The 24,495-nt window shown below is 66.3% G+C and carries 22 protein-coding genes and 1 riboswitch; of the genes, 13 read left to right on the top strand and 9 right to left on the bottom strand.

The genetic code is table 11. The annotated features are described in order from the left end of the window. Positions 1–19: 19 nt before the first annotated feature. The 6 genes from F1C12_RS18130 to F1C12_RS18105 are packed head-to-tail and all read left to right on the top strand — an operon-like array spanning position 20 to position 7,487. The gene (locus F1C12_RS18130; protein WP_217499248.1) at positions 20–979 is read left to right on the top strand and encodes a respiratory chain complex I subunit 1 family protein; all 960 of its coding nucleotides are present in this window, start codon (positions 20–22) and stop codon (positions 977–979) included. Next, on the top strand, positions 979–1,671 hold the full coding sequence (locus F1C12_RS18125; protein ID WP_175339096.1) for a hydrogenase: 693 nt from the start codon (positions 979–981) through the stop codon (positions 1,669–1,671). The genes F1C12_RS18130 and F1C12_RS18125 overlap by 1 nt, the downstream gene beginning before the upstream one ends. A gap of 1 nt (position 1,672) precedes the next feature. Next, entirely contained in the window at positions 1,673–3,169 is a 1,497-nt protein-coding gene (locus tag F1C12_RS18120) for a proton-conducting transporter transmembrane domain-containing protein (protein ID WP_185276264.1), read from the top strand. Then, entirely contained in the window at positions 3,166–4,659 is a 1,494-nt protein-coding gene (locus F1C12_RS18115) for a hydrogenase large subunit (protein WP_185276263.1), read from the top strand. Before F1C12_RS18120 ends, F1C12_RS18115 begins: the two co-directional genes overlap by 4 nt. A gap of 33 nt (positions 4,660–4,692) precedes the next feature. Further along, the gene (locus F1C12_RS18110; protein ID WP_219732642.1) at positions 4,693–5,454 is read left to right on the top strand and encodes a hypothetical protein; all 762 of its coding nucleotides are present in this window, start codon (positions 4,693–4,695) and stop codon (positions 5,452–5,454) included. Beyond that, positions 5,451–7,487: a proton-conducting transporter transmembrane domain-containing protein gene (locus tag F1C12_RS18105; RefSeq protein WP_185276261.1), complete on the top strand. Its 2,037-nt coding sequence runs from the start codon at positions 5,451–5,453 to the stop codon at positions 7,485–7,487. The genes F1C12_RS18110 and F1C12_RS18105 overlap by 4 nt, the downstream gene beginning before the upstream one ends. Before the next feature lie 18 nt (positions 7,488–7,505). On the opposite strand, the gene F1C12_RS18100 is transcribed toward F1C12_RS18105, so the two are convergent. From F1C12_RS18100 to F1C12_RS18080, 5 genes are all read right to left on the bottom strand, one after another. After that, a complete protein-coding gene (locus F1C12_RS18100; RefSeq protein WP_185276260.1) occupies positions 7,506–7,997 on the bottom strand; it encodes an inorganic diphosphatase in 492 nt (163 codons plus the stop codon). After that, complete coding sequence (locus tag F1C12_RS18095; protein ID WP_185276259.1) at positions 7,997–9,226, bottom strand: MFS transporter; 1,230 nt, start codon at positions 9,224–9,226, stop codon at positions 7,997–7,999. The genes F1C12_RS18100 and F1C12_RS18095 overlap by 1 nt, the downstream gene beginning before the upstream one ends. Before the next feature lie 159 nt (positions 9,227–9,385). Beyond that, entirely contained in the window at positions 9,386–10,810 is a 1,425-nt protein-coding gene (gene glnA, locus F1C12_RS18090; protein ID WP_185276258.1) for a type I glutamate--ammonia ligase, read from the bottom strand. Positions 10,811–10,835: 25 nt separating this feature from the next. Continuing rightward, positions 10,836–10,908, bottom strand: a riboswitch (Fluoride riboswitch). 30 nt (positions 10,909–10,938) lie between these two features. After that, the gene (locus F1C12_RS18085; protein WP_185276257.1) at positions 10,939–11,484 is read right to left on the bottom strand and encodes a hypothetical protein; all 546 of its coding nucleotides are present in this window, start codon (positions 11,482–11,484) and stop codon (positions 10,939–10,941) included. 2 nt (positions 11,485–11,486) lie between these two features. Next, positions 11,487–11,771 (bottom strand): DUF211 domain-containing protein, encoded by a 285-nt coding sequence (locus F1C12_RS18080; protein WP_175339267.1) that lies wholly within the window; start codon positions 11,769–11,771, stop codon positions 11,487–11,489. Between the two features lie 219 nt (positions 11,772–11,990). On the opposite strand from F1C12_RS18080, the gene ettA reads away from it, so the two are divergent. Genes ettA through F1C12_RS18060 form a run of 4 tightly spaced genes read left to right on the top strand, consistent with a single transcriptional unit; the run spans position 11,991 to position 15,179 of the window. Next, entirely contained in the window at positions 11,991–13,619 is a 1,629-nt protein-coding gene (gene ettA / locus F1C12_RS18075; protein WP_185276256.1) for an energy-dependent translational throttle protein EttA, read from the top strand. A 5-nt stretch (positions 13,620–13,624) separates the two neighbouring features. Then, complete coding sequence (locus F1C12_RS18070; RefSeq protein ID WP_185276255.1) at positions 13,625–13,951, top strand: hypothetical protein; 327 nt, start codon at positions 13,625–13,627, stop codon at positions 13,949–13,951. Then, positions 13,948–14,529: a histidine phosphatase family protein gene (locus F1C12_RS18065; RefSeq protein WP_185276254.1), complete on the top strand. Its 582-nt coding sequence runs from the start codon at positions 13,948–13,950 to the stop codon at positions 14,527–14,529. Before F1C12_RS18070 ends, F1C12_RS18065 begins: the two co-directional genes overlap by 4 nt. Beyond that, positions 14,526–15,179 carry a histidine phosphatase family protein gene (locus F1C12_RS18060; protein ID WP_185276253.1) on the top strand — a complete coding sequence of 218 codons (654 nt, stop codon included), beginning with the start codon at positions 14,526–14,528 and terminating at the stop codon, positions 15,177–15,179. The genes F1C12_RS18065 and F1C12_RS18060 overlap by 4 nt, the downstream gene beginning before the upstream one ends. Here F1C12_RS18060 and F1C12_RS18055 read toward each other — a convergent pair. The 4 genes from F1C12_RS18055 to F1C12_RS18040 all read right to left on the bottom strand — a co-directional run bounded on the left by F1C12_RS18055 (position 15,134) and on the right by F1C12_RS18040 (position 19,419). Then, positions 15,134–15,919, bottom strand: a complete 786-nt coding sequence (locus tag F1C12_RS18055) for a hypothetical protein (RefSeq protein WP_185276252.1) — start codon at positions 15,917–15,919, stop codon at positions 15,134–15,136. The two genes, F1C12_RS18060 and F1C12_RS18055, sit on opposite strands and share 46 nt — an antisense overlap. A gap of 602 nt (positions 15,920–16,521) precedes the next feature. Then, positions 16,522–17,646 carry a hypothetical protein gene (locus tag F1C12_RS18050; protein WP_185275590.1) on the bottom strand — a complete coding sequence of 375 codons (1,125 nt, stop codon included), beginning with the start codon at positions 17,644–17,646 and terminating at the stop codon, positions 16,522–16,524. A gap of 269 nt (positions 17,647–17,915) precedes the next feature. Next, positions 17,916–18,266, bottom strand: a complete 351-nt coding sequence (locus F1C12_RS18045; protein ID WP_185275282.1) for a helix-turn-helix domain-containing protein — start codon at positions 18,264–18,266, stop codon at positions 17,916–17,918. 19 nt (positions 18,267–18,285) lie between these two features. Beyond that, positions 18,286–19,419 carry a tyrosine-type recombinase/integrase gene (locus F1C12_RS18040; protein ID WP_258045872.1) on the bottom strand — a complete coding sequence of 378 codons (1,134 nt, stop codon included), beginning with the start codon at positions 19,417–19,419 and terminating at the stop codon, positions 18,286–18,288. 219 nt (positions 19,420–19,638) lie between these two features. On the opposite strand from F1C12_RS18040, the gene F1C12_RS18035 reads away from it, so the two are divergent. The 3 genes from F1C12_RS18035 (at position 19,639) to F1C12_RS18025 (ending at position 24,490) form a co-directional block, all read left to right on the top strand. Beyond that, positions 19,639–20,307, top strand: coding sequence for an ArdC-like ssDNA-binding domain-containing protein (locus tag F1C12_RS18035; RefSeq protein ID WP_185276251.1), 669 nt, complete (start codon positions 19,639–19,641; stop codon positions 20,305–20,307). A 662-nt stretch (positions 20,308–20,969) separates the two neighbouring features. After that, a complete protein-coding gene (locus F1C12_RS18030) occupies positions 20,970–21,257 on the top strand; it encodes a hypothetical protein (protein WP_185276250.1) in 288 nt (95 codons plus the stop codon). A 626-nt stretch (positions 21,258–21,883) separates the two neighbouring features. Then, positions 21,884–24,490, top strand: coding sequence for an AAA family ATPase (locus F1C12_RS18025; protein ID WP_258045974.1), 2,607 nt, complete (start codon positions 21,884–21,886; stop codon positions 24,488–24,490). Positions 24,491–24,495: the final 5 nt, after the last annotated feature.

Below are 24,495 nucleotides of genomic sequence, written 5' to 3'. Positions count from 1 at the left end.
CGACCGCGGCGGGAGCACAGTGATCGAACTCTCCGCACCCGTCATCCAATTCCTTCAAGTCCTCACGATCGCCGGCGCCGCGCCGGGCGTGAGCGGGATCATCGCGAGCATCGAAGCCCGGATGCAGGGGCGCCGAGGCCCAAGAATCCTGCAGCCCTACTTCGACCTCGCGAAGCTGTTCGGCAAGGAGGCTCTCGCCCCGGCAGGCGCCGGCTGGTTCTTCCTCGCCGGTCCGGTGATCGCGTTCGCCTGCTACCTCACCGTCCCGCTGCTGATCCCCGTGCTGACCACCTTCGGGCTGCCGTTGGGGAATATGGGCGACATCCTCGGCGGCGGCTTCATTCTCGCCCTCGCCAGCTTCGTCGTCGCCGTCGCCGCGGCGTCCACTGGCGACCCGTACGCACAGCTCGGCGCCAGCCGTGCCAAGACCTTCGGGGCGATCACAGAGCCGGTCGTGCTGCTGGTCGTATTCACGGTCGCGATCCTCACCACGACCGATCTGCCGTACGTGCTCGGCGCGACCGTCACCAGCGGGCCGGAGCAGATCATCCGGCCGGCGCACCTTCTGGCTTCGGCGGCGTTGTTCATGGTGATCCTGTTCGAGACGGCCCGCATCCCCGTTGAGACCCATACCGGCACGATCGAGTTCGGCATGATCGAGGAGGCCAGGTCGTTCGAGCACTCCGGGCCCTACCTGGCCTTGCTGAAGTGGGGATCGGCGGCGAAGCAGCTGATCTTCTACACGATCCTGCTCAACGTTTTCGTGGCGCCGTGGGGTCTCGCACCGAGCGGACGCCTGGACCTCGTGGTGCTCGCAATCATCGCTCTGCTGGTGAAGGCCACCGCCCTCGGTGTCGTCGTCGCGGTGATCGACAACACGTTCGCCAAGCTCCGGCTGTTCAAAATCACCGAGTTCGTCGCGGCCGCGTTCCTGCTCGCGGTGCTCGCCATCCTGACCCTCTACCTCGGAGGTGGCTGATGCTGTCCCTGTCCGCGACGGCTGCGGCGCAGAGCGTGCCGAGCGTATACGAGGGCACCGCGAACACGGTCGCCGTGATCGTCCTGCTGCTCGAATTCGGGATGTTGCGCGCGGCGATGCTGCGCTCCCAGGTGGGGCTATACGCCATGCAGTCGGCCGCCGTCAGCGTGCTCGCCTTCGTGGTGGCTGCCGGCCGTGGCATCCCCGAACTCTACGCGTTGGCCGCGATCTCTTTCGCGCTGAAGGTGGTGATCGTCCCGCTGGTGATGCTCCGGCAGCTGCGCCGCTCCGGAACCGAGATCGCCGGAAGCGGCGCGGTCGGTGTGGCCAGCGAGGTGGTGATCGCGCTCATCGTGGCAGCGTTCGGGTTCTTCGCTGTCGGGGCACTTCACATCGACTCACCGGTACTCCCGTCGACAGCATTGAGCCTGTCGATGGCCGTCGTACTGGTCTCGTTCGTGCTGATGATCCTGCGGAGGGACGTGGTCAGCCAGGCCATCGGGTTCTTCTCCCTCGAGAACGGGGTCTCTATGGCGAGTCTCGTCGTCGCGGCCGGACTGCCGCTCATCCTCGAAGTCGCGTTTCTGTTCGACCTACTCGTCGCCGTCGTCGTCTTCGGGGTGCTCATCCGCATCCATCACGGCCGGTCGAACACGCTGTCCACCATCCCGCTCGACCGGTTGCGAGGCTGAGATGTCGACATTGCTGATCCTCCTCGTCACGATGCCGCTGGGTGCGGCGATCATCTCGTTCGTGGCGTCGTATCGCGTCGCGCGCGCCCTGACGGTGGCGGTCGCCGTCGTCTGCGTGGCGCTCTCGATCGCATTGGTCCCTGCGGCGACGACCGGGACGGTGGAGGTCACTGGGTATCTGCGCCTGGACGCGGTCGGCTGTGTGTTCCTCCTGGCCACCACCTCGCTATTCGCGCTGACCAGCATCTACGCCGTCGGCTACTTCGGCGACCGAGCCCGCGCCGCCGCCTCCTCCAGCGTCGGCGTCGACCGCAGCTTCCGGCGCTACTCGGCCCGGTTCTACGCGGGCTTCAACATCTTCGCCTGGTCGATGATCTGCGCACCTCTCGTCAACGGCCTCGCGCTGCTCTGGATCGCCGTGGAGATCACGACGGTCGTCTCGGCTCTGCTTGTCGCGCTCGACAACACCGACGAGGCGGCAGAAGCCGCGTGGAAGTACGTCCTCATCGCATCCTCCGGGCTCGGCATCGCACTGCTGGCCACGATCATGCTCTACTACGCCGGCGCCACCGCCCTCGGCTCCTCCTACGATCTCGCCTTCGCACCGCTCCTGGACGCGGCGAAGCACCTTCCCTCGACGCCGGTGCAATTCGCGTTCGCCCTCGCGGTTGTCGGGTACGGCACCAAAGTGGGCCTCTTCCCGGTGCACACCTGGCTGCCCGACGCGCACTCGGAGGCGCCGACCCCGGTGTCCGCGCTGCTCTCCGGAGCACTCCTGGCGACCAGCTTCTACGCGATCGTGCGCTACTTCCAGGTCGCCGTCGCCGCGCTCGGGCCGACGTTCCCGCAGACCATGCTGCTGATCTTCGGCGTGCTCTCGCTGCTGCTGGCCGCGCTGTACCTGTTCGACCAGAAGAACCTCAAACGGATGCTCGCGTACTCCAGCATCGAGCACATGGGTATCCTCGCGATCGGCGTCAGCTTCGGCACCCCCCTCGCCTTCGCCGGGGTGCTACTGCATGTCCTGGGTCACGCGCTCGGCAAGGGCGCGGCGTTCATGGGCGCCGGGGTGTTCGTCCACACGTACCGGACCAAAGAGCTGCGCCGTATCCGGGACGGCCTCGGGGTGCTGCCCTGGTCGGCGCCGCTGTTCCTGCTGGCGATCTTCGCGCTCTGCGCGCTCCCGCCGTTCAGCATCTTCCGCAGCGAGTTCCAGATCGTCATCGGGGGCCTCCAGGGCGCGAAAACCGCGGGCGCGGCGGCGCTGGTGCTGCTGGTCACGTTCGCGTTCTTCGGGCTCTCCATGGCGGTGACGCGGATGCTGTTCCGACCCGCTCGCGACGGCGAGCCGCTTCCCACTCGCGGCGAGCCGAGTATGTGGATGGTGATCCCCGTCGTCCTGGCGATGGTGGCGCTGCTCTGGCTCGGCGTGCACCCTCCGGACGCATTGTCGGCGCTGTTGAACGCGGGAGCGCAGCAGTTGGGGGCGGGGCGATGAGCGACGTCCGGCTGGCAGAGCAGTGGCGGGACGCGATCCGCGACAGCATCGAGGATGGCGCACGCTTCGCCGGCCTGTTCGGCACCGCGACCGCCGGCGGCTGCCGGTTGACCGTGCTGCTGGCGGTGGACGGCGGGTTCGAGCTCCGCTCGATCGACGTGGTCGACGAGGGTGACGGTCTGCGCTATCCCGCGCTGACCCCGGTGGTGCCGAGCGCGTTCTGGTACGAGCGCGCCGCGGCAGATCTGTCCGGGGTCGTTCCGGTCGGGCACCCCCGGCTCGACCCACTGTTGTTGCCGATCGCGGAGGGCTCTCTGCGGCCACGGCCGGGACAGAACGGTGCGCACCTGGAGGAATCCGCCGTTCGCACCGCTACACCGCCGGGCCCAGTCGAGGTGGAGGGTCGCGGGTTGTTCACGATCGCCTACGGCCCGGTCCGCTCGGGTGTCGCCGAGTCGATCGAGTACCTCGTCGAGACGCCCGGAGAGGACATCCCGCGGTTGAACATCCGGCCGCACTACAAGCACCGCGGCATCGCGAAGGCGTTCGAGGGTCGCAGCATCGACGACGGCGTCCTCGTCGCCGAACGCGTCGAAGGAATCGCCTCGGCCACCCATGCGTCGGCGTACGTGCATTCAGTCGAGGCGCTCACCGGCACGATCCCTCCGCTGCGGGCACAGCTCTCGCGGGTCGTCGTCGCCGAGGTCGAACGGATCGCCAACCACCTCGACGTGGCCATGAAGCTCGCCGAAGCGGCCGGGCTCGCGGTCGCGAACACACGGTTCGCCTGGCACAAGGAATCCACCTTGCGGTTGATGAGCGCACTGACCGGCAGCCGGTTCGGACGCTCCTTCGTGGTCCCCGGTGGAATCGCGCGCCCGCTCGCACTCAGCCCGGACGAGATCCTGGACGCGGTGCGTGTGCTGAGGGAGCGCATCCGGCCGGATGCGGCGCTCGCTATGAAGACACCGTCTTTCCTCGACAGGCTCCGCGGAACCGGCCGACTGGACCCGGCACATGCGCGCGAGTGGGGCGCGCTCGGCCCGGTCGGCAGAGGAAGCGGAGTCATCGACGACAACCGGTGGAGCAGGCCCACCGATGCCTACGGCCTTCTCGTGGAGGGGCTGGAGCCCGCCGTCGAGAAGACCGCCGATGTCCTCGCCCGAACACGAGTCCGCTGGTCTGAGATCGAGACTGCGGTCGTCCTCGTAGAGCGTGCCTGCTCGGCGCTGCGGGAGGTCGCCGGCGAGAGCTCCCGGGCGCACGTCCCCGCCGCCACGGGGACGGCGGTCGGCTGGTCCGAAGGCCCGCACGGCGAGATCGTCTACGTCACCGAACTGCAGGAAGGCCGGATCGTGCGCTGCTTCGCCCGCACGCCATCCCTGCACAACCTGGTCCTCTTGCACGACGTGTTCAATGGCGACGTATTGACCGACTTCGCCTTCAACGAGTTCAGCTTCGGACTCAGCGCAGCAGGGGTGGCGATGTAGATGCCGTGGGCAACACGAGGACTCCGCGACGGAGTGATCACCACCCGTTGGCCGCAACGACCAGACGAATACGGTGACGGGTTCGCAGGCACCATCGACATCACCTCGGCCGAGGCGGACGACCGGGACACGGATCGCGCCATCGATGCGTGCCCCACCGAAGCCATCTACCGCGGGGACGACGGGAGGCTGCGACTCGACCGCGGCCGGTGCATCCTCTGCGGCCGGTGCCCGCTCATCGCGCCGCACACCTTCGCGTGGCGGGAGGGCTCCGACGTCGCCGATCTCACCCGTCGCAGCATCGTCGTCGGCGAACCCGCCGAGACCGAGGACGCTCTCCGTGCCGTTCGCGCCGAGCTCGCCACCCGGGTGCGGCGGCTGCGCCAATCCGTGCACCTGCGCCACGTCGACACCGGCTCGGACGGGTCGGACGAGTGGGAGGTGCAGGCGCTCACCAACCCCGTCTACGATCTCCACCGCCTCGGCCTGTTCTTCACCGCCAGCCCGCGTCACGCCGACATCCTCCTCGTCACCGGGCTCGGCGCCCACGGGATGACCGACGCGCTCCTCACCACCCTGGACGCCATGCCGACCCCGACCGTCGTGATCGCTACCGGGGTGGATGCCATCAGCGGCGGGATCGTCGGCAGCGGGTACGCCACGTCCGGCGGCATCGGCGGCCTCCTCGACGTCGACGTGTGGGTGCCCGGCTCGCCGGCCTCCCCGTTCGCGATCCTGCACGGGATCCTGCTCGCCCTCGACCGGCTGCCCGCCCGGAAGGAGACGCGACGGTGACGGTGCTCGGTCTCCTACTCTTCCTCGCCGCCGGCGCCGTCGGCTGGCTGGCGCTCCGCGTGGACTCCGACGCTCGGCGCTGGTCGCGCATCGCCGCGGCGACGTCCTGGACGCTCTCCGTCCTGGCTTCCCTGCTGCTTGTCGTCGTCGGCGCCCGTGCACTTGCCGGAACCGGCGAGTCCACCACGCTCGAGTCGTCCCCGCCACTCGGCGCGATCGGGCTCCATGTCGACTCATTGACCGGGTTGTTCCTCGTGATCACCTTCGGCGTCGCAGTCCCTGCCTTTCTGGTTGGCCTCACCCGCGGTGGAGCATCCAGACCGCGGCTTGGCTCGGCGGCCGCGCTCGTCGGGCTCGCCGTCGGGCTGGTGCTGACCGCGAACGACCTGTTCACGCTTCTCGCCGGGTGGGAGCTGCTGGGCTTCTCCTTCTATCTGGCCGTCGGCTACGACCGCAGGAGGGCAGGGCGGGGGCGAGCAGCTGTTCTCGCCGCCGGATTCAGCAAGACCAGCGGTGCGCTGCTCCTCCTCGGTGGCGGCGTCCTCGCCGCGCAATCCGGTTCGATCGCCCTGTCCGAGCTCGGTCGGCATCCGGGCGCGTGGACGGCGCTCGGCTACACGCTCCTGCTCGCAGGATTTGCGGTGAAAGTGGGACTCGTCCCTGCCCACGTTTGGCTGCCGCCGAGCTACTCGGCCGCTCCAGGTCCTGTCCGCGCGCTGCTGGCCGGCATGGCTGTGAACGCCGGCTTCTACGGGCTGTGGAGGACACTCGACGTCCTCGGCGCCCCACCGACCTGGCTGACCTGCGCCGTCCTCCTGCTCGCCGGGGTGTCGGCCATCCTCGGAATCGCCCACGCCGCCGTCCACGCGGACCTGCGCGGCCTGATCGCCTGGTCGAGCGTCGAGAACGCAGGGGTGATCGGTGCGGGTTTCGCGGTGGCGCTGGTCGGCGAAACGATCGGGTCGAAGCAGCTGGTGGCGGTGGGCCTCTTGGCCGGCACGCTCCAGGTGATCACGCACGCCGCGGCGAAGTCGCTGTTGTTCATCAGCGCGAACGCCGTGGAGGTGGGGCTCGGCACCACCGACCTCGACCAACTTCGCGGTGTAGCACGGACATTGCCATTCACTGGCGTCGGGCTCGTCGTCGGTGGACTCACCCTCGCCGGAATGCCGCTGACAGCCGGGTTCGCCTCCGAGTGGATGACCCTGGAGGCGCTGATGCAGCAGTTTCGGGTCGGGCAGTTGCCGCTGCAGCTGTGCATGGCGGTCTGCGGCATCCTTGTCGCCCTCACGATCGGTGTCTCCGGGATTGCCTTCGTACGCCTGGTCGGGCTCACTGCGTTCGGCAAGCCCGCGAACCCTCAGCCCGCTCATCGCGAGGCTGAACGGTCGTGGACCCATCGGGCGGCGACGGGCCTGTTGGCTGCTGCCTGTCTCGGAGTCGCCGCCGTGGCTCCGCTCGTGGTCGTGATGATCGCGGCGGGGATACGTCCGATCGCCGGGACGACAACTAATGGCGCCCTGGCCGGTGGGTGGGTTCTCCAACCGGTGTTCGCGGACTTCTCCGCTCTCTCGCCGACGTTACTGTGGATCGTGATCCCCGCCTACGTCGTGATCACCATCGTCGTCGCCATCGTTTTCTCCGGCCGCCGATTCTGGCGGGTACGGCGTACACCCGCTTGGACCTCTGGATCTGAGGGGGCCCCAGGACGCACCGGCTACACCTCCTACGGGTTTGCCAACCCGATCCGCAAGGTCCTCGCCGCCCTCTTGATGACTCGGCATGAGCTGCGGGAGCTGAGCCCGGATGCCGGCTCGTCTGGGGGCCGGCCCGCCGCTGCGTCCGCCCGGCTCGGATACGTCGTGGATGTCACCGACGTCGTTCAGCGCTACCTCTATCGCCCGTTGCTTCCCGCGGTCCGTGCTGTGGTCGCGGCAGCACGAAAGCTCCAGTCCGGGCGGCTCGACGCCTACATGGCGTACATGCTGATCGCGCTGCTCGCGGTCATCGTCGTGGTGACCGCGTTGGCCTGACGGCCGACGCCGACGGGATCAGTGGTCGACGCGGTCTCGTTCGCGGGCGAGTGCGTCGCGGACGATCTGCTCGGCTTCCGCTTTGCCGCCCCAGCCGGCAATGTCGGCGTGCTTGCCAGGCTCGAGCTCCTTGTACTGGGCGAAGAAGTGCTCGATCTTGGCCAGCAGCTCCTGCGGGACGTCCGCAACGTCCTGGATGCTAGCCCAGCGGGGATCCACGTCGGGTACGCAGAGGATCTTCCAGTCGATGCCTGCCTCGTCCGTCATGCGCAGGACCCCGACAGGTCGTGTAGCGACATCGACGTTCGGGACGACCGGTGCCCCGAGCAGGACAAACGCGTCGAGAGGATCACCGTCTTCACCGAGAGTGTCGGGGATGAATCCGTAGTCGACCGGATACACCATGGACGAGAAGAGTGTCCGGTCCAACCGCAGCCGACCGGTCTCGTGATCGATCTCGTACTTGTTGTTGCTACCTGCGGGGATCTCGATGGTCACGTCGAACTGCATCAGGGTGTCCTCTCTGAACTGGGGTTGGTGAAGAAGGCCGAGGCGGCGAAAGAAAGCAGCATCCATGCGGCCGCGTAGATGAACGCTGCGGTCGGTGAAAGTGTTGTGTAGAGGATGCCTGCGACGACGGTTCCGACGATGTTGCCGATCGCCTGGACGCCACCGAGAACGCCGAAACCAGTTCCGCGCACCCGATCGGGAAGTGCACGCGCAACAAGGGCGGACTCGGCCGTTTCAGCGAGTCCGATACCCGCGCCGGCCAAGATGAACCCGAGCAGAAGAAGCGCCCATCCGACACCGGGCACGGAGAACGCCGCGTAGCCGAGCACGTACGCAGCAGCACCAGCGGCGAACACGATACGTGGCCCGGCGCGGTCGAGCCATACACCGCCGATGAAGGAGATCGCGGCGGCGATGGCGTTGTGGCCGGCGTAGAACAGGATCGCCAGCGACGCGGCGGACGCGAAGCCCAATGCAGTGAGCTGATCTGTCGAGCGGAGGATCAGCATGGTCGTCGCCAAGTTGCCGCACTCGAACAACAGGATCGGCAGCAAAGGGCGGCCAAGGCCTGCTGAGCGGAGCCCGGCGATATTGAGCCGTACTCGCTCTTTCGTCTGATCGCCGAGGCGTCGCTTGGCCTCTCTGGCGGCGACGATGATCGCGACGGCGGCGAGGATCCCGGGGATGAACGCGAACCATATCGCCGGTCGAATGCCCACCCAGGCGACCAGGCCGGCGGCAAGGAGTGGGCCGACGACCGCACCGAGGTTGTCGCCGGCGCGCTCGATGCCGAACGACTTCCCGTAGGCGTTCGGGTTCGCAAGTGAACCCAGGAGCGAATCACGGGCGGGGGAGCGGATCCCGCGTGCCGCCCAGGCGAACGCGCGGAGGACCCCGACCTGCCAGACGGCAGTCGCCAGACCGATCGCCGCGGTCGCGACGGCCGTGACGATGTACCCGCCCGTTGCCAGCGACCGGCGACGGGCCGGGTCGTTCGCGAGCGGTCCGCCAACGACCTTGGTGACACCCGTGAGGGCGTCGCTTATCCCTTCGATGACGCCGAGCGCTGCTGCCGAGCCGCCAAGCACGCTGGTGAGGAATGCGGGCATCACACTCGTGGCGATCTCGTGTCCGGAGTCGGAGAAGAAGCTCGCCGCGCCGATCGAGACGACGCCCGGCGTGATCCAGCGTTCGTCGGGCCCTGTGCCCGTGTCACGTGGTTCGCTCATCGGCGTATCCTCCGAAGGTGTCAGGTCGAGGGGGAACGCCTCGGCGAAGGACGTTCCCCCTCTGGCTCCCGCGCCGGGCCCGTGGACGAACCCATAGCGGCGCGGGAGCGTTCTGGCTCTGCCGGTACTCCGGCAGAAGTCGTGATGGCGGCCGTCATTTCAGACGCCGTAATAGAGCTCGTACTCGAACGGGTGGGGACGCTGGGCGAGGGGCTTGATCTCCTTCTCGCGCTTGTACTCGATCCAGGTCTCGATGAGCTCCTGGCTGAACACGCCGCCTGCGGTGAGGAAGTCGTGGTCGGCCTCGAGCGCGTCGAGGGCCTCGCCCAGCGATGCCGGAACCTGGGGAATGTTCTTGGCCTCCTCGGGCGGCAGCTCGTAGAGGTCCTTGTCGACCGGCTCGTGCGGCTCGATGCGGTTCTTGATGCCGTCGAGGCCGGCCATGAGCTGGGCGGCGAACGCGAGGTACGGGTTGCCGGAGGCGTCGGGCGCGCGGAACTCGATGCGCTTGGCCTTCGCGTTGGTGCCCGTGATCGGGATGCGGATGGAGGCGGAGCGGTTTCCGGCCGAGTAGACCAGGTTGACCGGGGCCTCGAAGCCGGGGACCAGGCGGTGGAACGAGTTCACTGTGGGGTTCGTGAAGGCCAGCACCGCCGGGGCGTGCTTGAGGAGGCCGCCGATGTACCAGCGGGCGATGTCGGAGAGGCCGCCGTAGCCGGCCTCGTCGTAGAACAGCGGCTTGCCGTCGTTCCACAGCGACTGGTGGGTGTGCATGCCCGAACCGTTGTCGCCGAACAGCGGCTTCGGCATGAAGGTGGCGGTCTTGCCCCACAGCTCGGCGGTGTTCTTGACGATGTACTTGAACTTCAGGATGTCGTCCGCCGCGTGGACCATCGTGTCGAAGCGGTAGTTGATCTCCGCCTGACCGCCGGTGCCCACCTCGTGGTGCGCGCGCTCCAGGATGAGACCGGCGTCGATCAGCTTCAGCGAGATGTCGTCGCGGAGGTCCGCCTGCTTGTCGACCGGGCTCACCGGGAAGTAGCCGCCCTTGTACGGGGTCTTGTTGCCGAGGTTGCCACCCTCTTCGACGCGGCCGGAGTTCCAGGCGCCCTCCTCGGAGTCCACCGCGTAGAAGCTGGAGTTCTGCTTCACCTCGTAGCGCACGTCGTCGAAGATGTAGAACTCGGCCTCCGGCGCGAAGAACGCGGTGTCCGCGATGCCGGTGGAGGCGAGGTACTTCTCCGCCTTCTTGGCGACCTGACGCGGGTCCTTCGAGTAGATCTCGCCATTGCGGGGGTTGTAGATGTCGAAGACCATGATCAGGGTCCGCTCGACACGGAACGGGTCGATGTACGCGGTCGAGACATCCGGGATCAGCTGCATGTCCGACTCGTGGATCGACGCGAAGCCGCGGATCGAGGAACCGTCGAAGGCGATCCCTTCGGTGAAGAAGGCTTCGTCGACCGTGTCTGCCGGGACGGTCAGATGCTGCTGCACACCGGGCAGGTCAGTGAAGCGCACGTCCAGGAATCGGACCTTCGTATCGGCGATGAAGCCGAGCGCTTCGGAACCTGAAGTGAACACAGCTGTCCTACTTTCCGTCGATGTCGGAGAAGTAGGAACCATCGGCCGTCGTGGCGGTTCGAGCTGTCGCTCCGGCGGGATCCATCGCCGTCCCGCGATCGTAGCGGAGAATCCCGTGCGGAAGGAAATCAGGCGATGTTGAGCCACACGCCGATCGCGGTCACCGCCACCCCACCGACCGTCATCGACGCCGCCCAGAAACCGCGACGCCCTGCGAGCAGCCCGCCGAGCAACCACCCGAAACCGCCGAGCAACGCGATCGTGAGCGCCACGACAATCCAGGCGGGCCCGGGAAGAATTGCGCCGACCGCAAGCGGAGCGCCGGCGCCTACCAGGCTTGCACCGGCGGCGACGATCATCGCTACGAATGACTCCCGCAGCGCTTTGCGGCCCAGGTTGGTGGCGGCGAGCCGTCCCGGCTCCGTCATGTTGAGTTGCTTTGCTGCACGCACCAGAGCCGAACGGCGTTCAGCGTAGTCCGCGACGAACACAGTGAACGCAGCAGTCACCAAGGCGGCGATCCCAACTCGTAGGGCCAGCATGAGGGTCAGGCTTCCAGCACCGTCCCGCAGGAGCGCCCCGCCGGCGAGGGTGAGCGCGTTCAGCATCCCGTCGGTGACGCCCAGCACCAACGGGAGAGTCGGCAATGTTCGGGCGAACTCGGCGACGGTCATGGTCAGCGCACGCGGGCCACACGCTCGATGATGTGATCCCCAGCGACGACCTCGTCGATGCTGTGCAGGACCGCCCCCACCGTCTCGATGGCGCGGAACAGCGCTTCCGTGTCGATGTCGTCACCTTCGACCGTGATGTCGGTGCCGACGGTCTCCACATCGATCTCGGTGACGGTCACGTTCACCGCGGTGACGCCGGAGACCTGCTCGATTGCGCGGGCCAGGCTGACCATGTCTGGGCGGTCGACGACCTTGTCGACATCCATCGCAAGCCGGCGGATAGGCATGAGTGACCTCCACGTTAACGAAAGCGTGTAGGCCCATCAGCGTGCGTTGCGGTTCGAACGTTGCCGTTCCGGCGGGGTCCATCGCCGTGATCGTCACTCTAGCCCCCTCGTTTCGGCCGGAGTATCGTGTGAGGTCGGCGATGGTGGAGGGGCTCACCACAACGCGGCGAACGTCGACAACGGTCCCTACCTGTTAGATGCAACGGTAGGGAGCCCGCCATGTCAGGAGAACACTGGGTCGCACGGGTCGAGAACGCGACGATCACCCGCGGTACGAAACACATCCTTGAGAACGTCAACCTCACCATCAGTGAGCACGATCGTGTCGGCGTCATCGGTCCAAACGGCGCCGGTAAATCCACACTTCTGGGGGTGATCGCCGGTACCGACACGTTGACGGCCGGAAGCGCAATGACCGCTCCGGACATCAGCGTCGGCGTCCTGATGCAGGAACCGGTCCTTCGTGACGACGAGACGGTCCTGGAGAACATCGAGGACGCGATCTCGGACACGATCACCGCCCGTGCCCTCTACGACGACGCCGCGCGACGGCTCGCAGCGGATGGGTCTGAGGCAGCGCTGGCAGAACTCGGTGATCTGCAGGAGTACCTGGACCGGGTGGACGGTTGGGATGTCGCATCCCGCGTTGAACAGGCGATGACCGCACTGCGCTGCCCACCCGGACCGGTGTTCGTCGCATCGCTCTCCGGTGGTGAACGTCGACGCGTTGCTCTCTGTCGGCTGCTGCTGGCCCAGCCGGATCTGCTGCTACTGGATGAGCCGACGAACCACCTGGACACGGACAGCACCAACTGGCTTCAGGAGCATCTGGCCGCCTACCCAGGAACCGTCATCGCGATCACCCACGACCGGTCATTCCTTGACATGGTCGCCAGGCGAATCATCGAGGTGGAACATGGCCGGGTCCACGTGTTCGCCGGAGGTTACAGCGACTACCTGGCGAGACGGCTGGCTGACTTCCGTGTGGATGGGCGGCGGGACGTGCAGCGCCTGCGGTTGCTGGAACGCGAGTTCGCATCGCTCAGCGAAGACGACGCCCGCCGTCGTCCGGATGGTGACTCGCAGGTCCCGGTTGGTGAGCTGCTCATTCCGCCTCCCCCGCGGCTTGGAACGAACGTGATCGAGCTCGACTCCGTCTCGAAAGCGTTCGACGAGCGCGTCGTCCTGGACCATGTCTCCTTCACGGTCCCTCGAGGCGGCATCGTTGGAGTGCTCGGTCCTAACGGTGTCGGCAAGACCACGCTGTTCGAGATCATCAGCGGTCGTCTTGCACCGGATTCCGGGGCGGTCCATGTCGGGGAGACCGTCCGGATCTCATACGTCGATCAGGCACGCAGCGGCATCGACGCGGCTCGCACCGCGTGGGAGGCCGTCGCTGACGGAGAAGCAACCGTCCGTCTCGGGGACACGGAGGTGCCAGCCCGTGCGTACGTTGCCCGGTTCGGGTTCACCGGCCAATCCCAGGAGAAGCCAGTGAAGGACTACTCAGGCGGCGAACGCAACCGTTTGAACCTCGCCCTGACGCTCAAGCAGGGCGGCAACGTTCTGCTGTTGGATGAACCGAGCAACGACCTGGACACAGAGACGCTGATCGCGCTCGAGCAGGCGCTGCTCGACTTCGACGGCTCAGCGATGATCACCTCACACGACCAGTGGTTCCTGAACCGTGTCGCCACCCATATCCTCGCCTGGGAAGGCGCAACGGACGACCCCGGCCACTGGTACTGGTACGAAGGCAACCTCGCAGACTACGAGGAGAACCGCACGCAACGTCTCCCGGTACTGGTGCAGGCGGTCGGCCCTCGCCGGCGGATGGTCCGGGGGTGAGGACGGTGGAGGAGCCCACCATTATCCGTGTCGCTGAGAACATCATCGCCCGTGCCACCCTCACCGTGCTGGAAGAGAACGCGGTCGCGACAGCATGCGCGCATGGCGTGTGTCTCGTGCCGATGTTCCCCGGTAGCGACGTCGTCCAACTCGTGGTCCGCAACCAGACCGTGATTGGCCGAGTTCGACGCGAGTACCCCCGTTTCCTGCCGGCGCGATGGGTCGCCATACCACAGGGAACTCACCATCCGCGAGGGCCGTTCCGTTCCCCCGAGGCCGCAGCCAACATCATCGTCACACTCGCCGAACACGCAGAGAGGAAGCCAGGATGACTGACCAACCGCAACACCTGTTCCTGATCCGGCACGGACAGACCGCGCTCAACGCCGAAGGACGACTTCGAGGACTAGCGAACCCGCCGCTTGACGAGGTGGGTCGTGCCGAAGCCGAGGAGACCGCGGTCGCGTTGACTGGGCGAGGGATCGACATCGTCTACTGCAGCCCACTAGAGCGGGCGTTCCGCACCGCGCAAATCATCGCCCACCACCTCGACTGCGACTTCGATGTAGTCCCGGAGTTCAACGACCGCGACTACGGACCGTGGACCGGGCAGGTGAAAGCGGAGGTCGAAGCCCAGTTCGGCTCAATCGACGACGCCCCCGGGGTCGAACCGATCGACCATGTCCTCAAACGGGTCTGGCCGGCGCTCGACGAGGTGATGCGCGCCCACGCTGGTGTCCCCATCGCCGTGGTCACCCATGACGCTCTGATCCGCCCAATCCTGACAACGATCGACCCGCGGATCGGACCTATCGAAGCGAGAACAGGTTCCTGGAACGAGCTCGTGCGCCACGACAGCTCATGGACGGTGCTGAAATACGACCAGAACCCGGAGGCTGTCAGCCGATGACATCGCCGACGCCGGGCCGCGTGTACCTGATCCGACACGGGCAGACACCGTGGACGATCACCGGACAGCACACGTCTGTCACCGACATTCCCCTCACCCCGGCTGGAGAGGACGAGGCGAAAGCCATCGGTGTCGCGCTGGCACATGTGACGTTCGAGTTGGTGCTGGTCAGCCCACGCCAACGCACCCAGCGAACCGCAGAGCTAGCCGGACTCAGCCAGCAGGCCGTCATCGAACCCAACATCGTCGAGTGGGACTACGGCGGATTTGAAGGACTCACCACCGCCGAAATCCTGCAAGCCCGCGGCGACGGCTGGGACCTCTGGATCGACGGAGTTGTCGGCGGCGCCACCCCCGGAGAACACGCAGCCGACGTCTATGCCCGCGCCCGCGCCGTGCTAACCGAGGTGAAGAACATCGTGCGGGACGGCGGGAACGTCGCACTAGTCGCGCACGGCCATTTTCTGCGATCCCTCGGCGCCGCCTGGGTGGACCTCCCCGTGATCGACGGACGCAAACTCGCCCTGCACACCGGGACTGTAAGCATCCTCGGATACGAGCACGGGCACCCGGTCATCATCAGCTGGAACATCCCCGCCACCGGTTACTCCAGCTGCGACGACAGCGTCAACGGGAACGCCCAACCATGAAACCAGCCCAGCGTCTCCACCCAGGATGCGTCGACAGCTGAAGTTGCCGGCGTACCCGACTGAGTCATCGACGCGGTCAGCAGCGACAACTCCTGCTGCAACCTGCCGAGGTAGGAGGCGAGTACGGCGAACTCTGTCGGTTCCGGCGGTGCCCCATCCAGCAGGTGCCGACGGCAGCGGATCGACGCCTCCGGGGCAGCCTCACCATGATCGCCGGCGCACTGAGCGCAAACGACGCGAGACCACAGCGGCGCAGTCTCCGTGAACCATTCGGCAATGTACGCCATCCGGTTCGCTTCCACCGTCAGCTCGGCAAGGTCCATCCCCGCATGTGTGACGATGATCCCCGTCAGGGCCGGACCCTTCAAATCCGCGCAGACCACGCAAACACCACCGCTGGCCAAGTGACGCCGCATCGCCTTCGGGGGCCCGTGCAGCGCCCACCGGACATCCTCGAGCAACGCTGTGTAGAGGACGGACACATCGAACGGTTGATGCCCGCCGCGGGCGCCGGCTCCGTCGTGCCAGAGTTCGATCTCCACGGTGGCGTACGCCCACGCATGGCGGGTACACATACCCCGGTTCGCCAGCAGTCGCCGCCTGGTCGTCCCGTCCATGATGTCGCCGTGGACGAAGTCCCAGAGGATCCGCACCTCCTCCGGTAGGAGGTTCGCGTCGCTGCTCGGGCCGAAAATCTCTCTCCCCCGCAGGGTCAACGCATCACCGTTGCTCTTGGTCACTGGGCGCTCCTCATCGTCACCTCAGGGACCGTTGTCGCCGCACGGCGCAGTTTCGTTCGGGGTGAGCCCCACCACCTGCCTGTGAGCTTAGCCCGCTGGCTCTTCGCAGTGTTTCGTCGGACACGGTTGTGATCGTCTCGAGCCCTCGTGGTCAAACAAAGCCGGGTCCTAACCTGCGGGGGTGATGGCAGGGCACCAGCGTCTTGTCGTATCGGCGGTCTTCTTTCCGATCCGGCAGCCGATCATAGCGAGCTCCATCAGCTCCGTTCCCTTGATGCGCTATTTGCAGACTCCACTCGCTACGCTCGTTGCGCTTAGCAACCGCTCCCTCCGGGCACTACGCCGCCTCCGCCCGCTCTCGATCTCTGTGCCGGAACGGCAACAAGAACGATCAGGAGGCAAGCATCATGGTCCCCACCCACAACTCTCGAAGTGCAGAGGAACGACAGGCGGAGGCGGAGGCACTGCACGCGTCGATCATGGACCAGGTCCAACAGCTCGCCGACAGCGGCCAGTGGCGGGCATTCCTGGAGTTCGCCCGCTCCTTCCACAACTACAGGACTGGCAGGGTTGGCGTATTCGAACCCCGTGAATACTCGCTGTCAGGTCTGCCGGTCGGCGGCGTAGTTCGCCCACGAGCCGCCAGCGTTCGCGCTGATGCGGACGATGGTGAGTGGGCGCAGTCCGAGGATGCTGGCGAGCATCGCGGGCGGGATCTCTCGGGTGAGCTGCTCGGCTGCGGCCAGGCGCAGTTGCCTCGGCTGGATGTCGAGTGTTCGGCGCAGCCGGTTCGCTAGAGCGTTCTGGGTGATGTGGGTGCCGGCGTGGTTTCCGGGGAACAGCCATCGGGTCGGGAGCTGCTCGGCCGTGCCGGCGCGGCGGCGGACCGGGAGTTGGCGGATCACGGTCGCGAACGGCTCGGGCAGTTCGAGCGCGTCAGTGCCGAGGGCGAGGTTCGTGCCGGTCTCGGTGACGGTCACGTCGTCGGTCGTGAGCGCAACGACCCGGTTCACCGGTTGCGCGTAGAGCACGATGAGCGCGGCGGCGATCCGGTCGGCGGGATCGAGGGTGTCGTCGGTGATCAGTCGCCGGGCGATCTGCCAACGCTGTTCGGTGTCCATCGGGGTGACGGGCTGTCCGACGTAGGTGGGCGGGAGCTCGATCTCTCGGGGCAGCTGACGGTTCTGGCGTGCCCAGGTGAGGAACGGGCGGACGACGTGTCGGATGGCGCCGGGGCCCGCGAACCACGAATCGATATCGTGCTGGGTTGCCTCGTCCAGATGCCGGTCGACGTCTTGCAGTCCAGCGAGGAAGGCGACGACCTGTTCGATCTGGCGGGTAGCGTTGCGCGCGCTGATGTCGACGCGCTGTTGCTCGTCCAGAGTCCGCAGCCGTGGCAGGACTTTCCAGTTGAGCCAGCGCGTCGCGAGCTGCCGGTGCTCGTGATCCAGCGGTGCGGTCAGATCCAGGACGCGGGCTTCGAGGCGGCGCAGGCTTCGATGAGGGTCCGGCTCGAGGAGCCCAGCGGCGATCAGCAGCGCGCGCAGATGCTCGGCTGCTCGGCGTTGCGGGAACCGGTCGAGGGTGTCGTGGCTGAGCGGGATGCGGCCGGTGTCGAGGTCGCGCAGCAGGTCGCGGGTGCGGGTCAGCCAGCGGCGGGTCGTGAGGGGTTCCGCGGCGAGGACCGACGCGTGCAGCGGGGCGAGCACGCCGTCTCCGGTGAGCACGCGGTCAAGGTGCCGCCGCAGCGCGCAGGGATTGCAGACACGGTTCCCGTCGATGCCGACGAGGAGGACGTCACTGCGGCTGCAGTCCTGGCAGTGTTTCCTGGCTCGTTCACGACACCATCGGCAGCGGCCCTCGAAGTCGAGCAGCCGATCCGGTTTCTCGCAGCGGGAGCAGTCGCCGCGCACTCGACCGACGCCCTTGCTGCAACGCGAGCAGAGCCCACGGCCGGGCATCGCGGCGCGGTCGCAGAGCTGACAGGTTTGTCCCGTCACTTGCTGCGGGTGATATCCGCGCGCCGCGGGGTGCGGGTCTTCGCCGTGGCCGAGACGGCAGTGGGTTTCCCGGTGGTGCCGGTAGCTTTGACGGCTGCGGTCTCGGCGACGGGCTCGATGAGGTCGTTCGGGGTGCAGCCGAGGATGTCGCAGAGCGCGGTCAGAGTGCGCAGGCTCAACCGCTCGGGGGTGCCGGTGACGAGCCGATATACCTGCGCTTCAGACAGGACGATGCCGCGCTCGGCGAGCAGCGGAACCAGTGTCGTGGTGGCGAACATCTCCTGGGCGGCCATCAGCCGTCGCAGGTGCCATCGGTATCCCAGGCGGGGCTGGGGTGTGCGTGCCATCGTGTTCCTCCTCGGGGTCTCACTCGGTCTCGGGCTGGAAGGCGCGGTCGAGGGCTCGGCGCAGCGCCTTGTTCTTGTAGTCGGCGCCGACGGTCGTGTAGATCGCGGTCGTCGAGCCCCAGGAATGGCCGAGCTGCTGCTGCACGAACAAGTGGTCGAAGCCGTCTTCGAGCAGATGCGTCGCATACGAGTGGCGCAGGCAGTGCGGGCCGAGGTTCCGGTCCAGACCGATCGCGTCCCGGTACTCGGCGAACCGTCGCGAGATCGCATCCGCGCTGACGCGGGCGCGCCGCTCAGTCGGCCACAACGCCGTGCCTGTCGCGTCGTAGAGCGGGCGAAGCTCCTCCGTCCACTCCGCGACGGCCTCGGCCGCCCACCCCATCGTGGTCAGAACGGTGCGACGCCTGGGCGGGCTGCCGCGCAGTGCTTTGCCGTAGCGGACGGCCAGCGCCCCGTATCGGCCGAACCCGATAGCCGCAGCGTTGCCCGACCAGTCAACCGTCTCCAACTTGGAGGCTTCCCGCCGGCGCAGACCCCAGGCGTAGATCGTCTTGAACAGTGTCGCGTCGCGGAACGCCGCCAGCCAGCCCTTGCGGCCCGTCGACTGCACCTGGGAGACGCGCTGGTCGCAATAGTCGAAGAACGCTTGGAGCTCGTCGCGCGACAGCGGCCGGTTGCCCGGCCGCCCCTCGTAGTCGCTGCGATGGATCACCGTGTTCCACTCGTGGAACACCTGCACCGGCACGTCTCCGAAGTGCCGTTCGCAGACCTCGTGCCACTGATAACGGGGATCGGAGAGGTAGCCGCAGAACAGCGACACCGCCATCTGGTAGTTCCGCACCGTCGAGTGCGCCATCCCCGCCGAGACCATCTCCGCCGTCCACGCCTCGACATCGCCCGGCGTCCAGTGCCACGGGTAGTCGTTCGTGAACGACGCGAACCGGCGAACCGTCAACAGCCGACGCTCGATCGTCAACCCCGACAGCATTCGGGACCGCTGCTGCAGCTCCCAGCCCTCCAGCATCGCCGCGAGCACGGTCTCCTCGGCGGCGAACAGCGCCACGCCCGGTGTGAGCAGCCGCGCCGCTGGGCTGCCTTGAGCAACGCGCACCGACCGCTCCTCCTCGGGACCATCCGCACCTCGCACCGACACCCGATGATGATATCATTCATCAGATGCACGATCCGGGGTGAGGTTCGCTCCTCGTTTCCGCACCGCAGCACCTCATGTGGCGTTTCTACGCAGCGACCACAGGGCCCGAGGCGACGCAGCCTCGGCCGGTCTCGAATCCCTGAATCCTGCATCAGATGCAATTCCCCAGCCTTCCTGAACAACCTCCTCCTGATCCTCGCCCAGAACCCAGAAGCGACGATGGTCGCTGGGTTCCGGCAGTGGCAGGCGAAAGGACGTCAGGTGCGCAGAGGCGAGAAGTCGATCAAGATCTTCGGGTACCACGAGAAGAAGAACGAACCCGTTGAGGGCGCTGATGAAGCAGCCCAAGAGGCTAAGCGCGTGATTCGGTATTTCCCGACGTTGTCGGTGTTCGACATTGCGCAGACGGACCCAATCGAAGGGGCCGAGCCACTGCCAGAGAACCCGACCCACCAGCTGACCGGCGACGACGACCACGGCGTCATCCCTTCCCTCACCGCGCACCTCGCGACGCACGGATGGACGGTTCACCGCGCGGCGATCGGAAATGCTAGCGGGTACACCGACCCCAAGTCGCGCCGGGTGACCTTGGCTGAAAACCTCGCCATTGAGCAGGCCGCGAAGACGCTCATTCACGAAACCGCACACATCGAACTGCGCCACATCGACGACGTCGACGAGTACCGCGCTCACCGCGGCCAGATGGAAGTCGAAGCCGAATCGGTCGCGTACATCGTCTCCGGTCTCACCGGATTCGACACCAGCGCATACAGCGTCGGATACATCACCGGGTGGGCGGACGAAGACGTCACGGTCATTCGAGACACCGCAGCACTCGTCCTGAAGGTGGCCCATACCCTCGCGGAGATCATCGAGCTCCACGGCTAGCAGTTCTGGTAACCGGGCTCGTTGTGAACAGGGCGCCGGTAAAGGGCATGCGAGAGAAGCGGCGAGAAAGGAAAGAGCGAAAGGGAGAAGAGACAGATGGAGCAAGGAATGAAGGAGACAGAGGGCAGGAAGGAGAAGAGACGATGAGAGAAGGGACGTAAGGAGAGACGAGAGAGAAGAGAGCGAATGCACGTAGGCACTTAAGTGGGACGGCGTCCGTCGACCCAGGTTTCACTGGGGTCTCGCGTCAACGTGGTTGCGGTGAAGCGAGCGGCGTCTAGAGTCGAGCGATCCGTACTCCGCAGCTCCGATCCACGTGGACAAGGATGTCTACTTGCGAGCGTTCAGCGTTCGGATGCAGGGCGTCTTGGTACTGGCCCCGCGTCGTAACCCGAGACGATGACGGGGCCACATCCATGTCCCCGCGTGCCACCAGTCGCGGACGCCGCATGCGGCGCTGCCCTTTGGGATTTGAGGGCCTTTCCGTCGCCCGATCGTAGCTCCCTGCCGGTGCTCCATCCCGGGCTTTCGCGGCGTATCCTCACTCCGCTGCGCTCCCCTCCGGTACTCCACGGTCCCGGCACTGCACACCTCCCACTCGCTCTCAATCGCCCGCCGGAAAGGCACTCAAAAACGATCGACCCTACGAGGGAGTGAGCGGGATGCGGGTATTCATCATCGACACCAGCAACATGGCACCGGAACTACAGGGCGGACTCATCGGCGTGGAAGGCTCAGACAACCCGACCGCAGCCGAGAAACAGGAGTGCGTGGAGACCGTCAGCACGTACGTGATGGACGGGTGGGCGATCGCCGCCGACCCGTCCACCCCGATCGGATGGCTCACCGCCCTCACTGCGGAGACGGCGGGCGTGCCCTTCATCAACCTCACCCGCCTGGCCATCGAAGAGAGTGAGCCGCAGTCAGCACGCGCCAGCGTCGCTGGTTAGTCGCACGATGGCCGTGCGGTCCTCGGCACGGTTCGAGCCGAAGGTCCGCCACGATTCCCGCGAATTCCTAGCGGGTTTCGGACATTTGAGGGGTTCGCGCGTCAAATTCGGCCGGGAAACACAACGTGTAGATATGAAGGCAATCGTTTCGGACACCGAACTCCAGCGCAGCTCGCCGGCGAGCCTGTCGGACGCCCCTGTCGTGAACTTCCGCCGTTGCCAGGCGGGCGCGTCTGCACCCGGTGTGCTCGTCGGAATCGTCACGGCTAGCAAATTCCCAGCAGAGGGTGGTTTGCACGCTCAGACACCCGGAAACACAGGCCGGATCTGGCCGGTCACCGTTGGCCAGGGACAGAGCGGATTCGGGAAAAAGCAGCAGCGCGCGCCATCTGCGCGCCAAAACGCTCGCCGAACCGGAAGTAATAAGTAGAGGGAGTCTTTTTCGAAAGGACAAGACCGTCCAGTTTCGGGAAGCTCAAGACGAGGTTAGTGGGAGGTGAGTTCGGGTGCGAGGTGGAGTAGCGAGGTGGAAGCGGGGACAGTCTTCCCACGGTGTCAAGCAAGCGGTCAACTACGCCTTCAGCGGGGTCTGTGACGCCACCCTCACTGCTAAGACCGCAGACGGTGTGATCGCCGCGGCCGGCTATGCGGACGCGGTGATGACCCGGTACGTCGTGGAGAACGGTGCCATCCGCGACGACCTCCTCACCAAGGACCAACTCAAGGACTGGGTCGACGGACTCGACCCGATCACTGGGGAACGTCGCGGGCGTGACCTCGAGTCCCCCGTTGCGGACCTGGTCCTGGATGCGACGATCAACGCACCGAAGTCGTTCTCGATCGCCGCGATGCTCGACCCCGAGTTGGCTGCCGCGTATGAGGACCTCCAAGACCGGCTCCGGGACCGGATCATCAAGCTGTGGCAGTCCGAGCTGAACGCCCGCCGCGGCAAAGGCGGCGCCATTCGCGAAGACCTGGCCCGGGCCGAGGTCGTCGAACTCCGCCACGAACGCTCCCGCTCCCTGGACCCGCACAAACACCGCCACCTCTGGCTCAACGTCAAAGTCCAAGGCCAAGACGGCAAATGGTCCAACATCGACACGAGGGTGGCGTTGCGGTTTCAGAACGTGATCAACGCCGAAGGTGACCTCGCCTCCCGCACCGACCCCGCCTGGATCCACGCTCTCGCCGCCAAAGGGTTCACCCTCAACGCGGACGGGGAGATCTCCCAACTTCAGCATCTGGTGCGACCGTTGTCGAAGCGGTCCGCGCAGATCGAAGCCAACAAGATCACCCGCACCCTTTGGTGGAAGCAGCAACACCCCGGGCAGGAACCGTCCCACGATGTGCTCAGTCAAATCGACAATTGGGCGTGGGCTGTTGGCCGACCCAACAAGCCTGGCGAGCTGGACGAGGACGGGTGGGCCGCGCTCGTCCGCGAGGAACTGCACACCGCTGATCCGACGCTCGGCATGCAGCGTTCTCCCGCACCGCTGCCTTCTGTCGCCGTCGAGGATCTCGATATCGAGTTGCTGGCAGCCAAGGCCGTTGTCGACGCCGATGCCCGCTCGACCGGCAGCGGTGGTCGCTTCAGCGTGATGGACGTGCGGGCCGGCGCGCTCCGCGCAATCGCGGAGACTGGCGTCGTCGCCGCCCGCGGCGTCCTTACGACGCTCGCTGAGGAAGTCGTGGCTCGAACGCGCACGGTGACCTTGATCTCCGAACCGGACGCCCCGAAGCACGTCAAGCACCTCATGGCGGTCTCCACCGCCACGCTGAAGGCCACCCTCGCTCAAAAGGTTGATGCGTTCTCTGCGCCCGGACAGATCCTCGACACAGACGAGGTCGCCGCGATCGCTCACGCTCTCGAGCCCGATCGCACGCTCGATGGAGGCCAGCTCGCTGGTGCGGCCGCGATCGGTGGCACGTCCCGCAACGTCGTCATCTCCGGCCCGGCCGGCACTGGCAAGACCACGATGCTCAAGGTGGCTGGCGCAGCTCTGCGTCGACACGGTCACAAAATGATCATCGTCGCGCCGACCAAGAAGGCTTCCGCTGTTGCGGGCCGCGAGACGATGAGCTCGTCGTCGTCACTCCACCAGCTTTTGCACGATTACGGATGGCGTTGGGCGCCTACCATGTCTGGTGCAACCGAATGGCGACGGCTCTCGATCGGCGAGATCGATCCGACTACAGGACGTGGCTACAGCGGTCCCCGGATCAGTATCAACCCTGGAGATCGCGTCGTCGTGGACGAGGCTGGAATGCTGGACCTCGAGGCCGCGTCAGCACTGCTCGACGTTGCGTACGCCGCCGGAGCGGGAGTCGCCCTCGTCGGTGACCAGAGACAAGCCCTACCGGTCGGGCACTCGGGAGCCATGGCACTCTTCTGGCACCGCTCGCCAGATCGATTTGAGCTCACGGCTACCCACCGCTTCAAAGATCCGGCGTGGGCGGACCTCACACTTCGACTGCGCGACCCCCAAGGCAAGGATGAAATGCACGAGATCGCAGAGGATCTCATCCGAACCGATCATGTAATGACGACCGATAACGACGTCGCCGCGCGCGAGGCAATGGTCGAAGGATGGTTCGACGCCAGCTGTCGTCACGAGACGATCGCACTAATCACGGCAACGCACACGGAAGCGCAGGAGATCAGCGAAGCGATCCAACGCCGCCGACTCGGATCCGGGGCGATTAGCAGTGGGCGTGCTATTTCCGGGCAGTCGGATCAGGCGATTTACATTGGTGACGTTGTCCAGACCCGACGTAACGACAGTGCTGCTGACGTCCAGAACCGCCAGAACTGGATCGTACGAACGATCGGCAAGGACTACGCAATCCTCGCTGCGAGCACCGACTCCACCGATTTGCGGAAAGTCAGCCTCGCTTACGCCGAATCGCACATGCACCTCGCCTACGCCACAACGGTCTACGGGGTTCAGGGCGAGACCACCGACCGCGCCCTTGTCGGGCCCGGAGTCGACGCCGCGGGCCTCTACGTCGGACTCACTCGCGGTAAGCAACAAAACGCCGCAGTACTAGTGGCACCCTCGTTTGAGTCCGCGAAGTCGCAGCTGGTCGAGATGATGCAACGCCGCACGCTGGAAGAGACGATAGAGAAGTCGCGAGCGGCAGCCCTGACCGAACTCAGACGGGCAGCCGAGTCGCCCACCGGACCGACTATCGCTGCGCCAGATCGTCAACTCACTCGACTCGGCCTTCAATGAACAGG

It is taken from the genome of Leifsonia shinshuensis, from assembly GCF_014217625.1.
GTDB lineage: Bacteria > Actinomycetota > Actinomycetes > Actinomycetales > Microbacteriaceae > Leifsonia > Leifsonia shinshuensis_A.
This window is presented reverse-complemented; position numbering and strand designations above follow the sequence as displayed.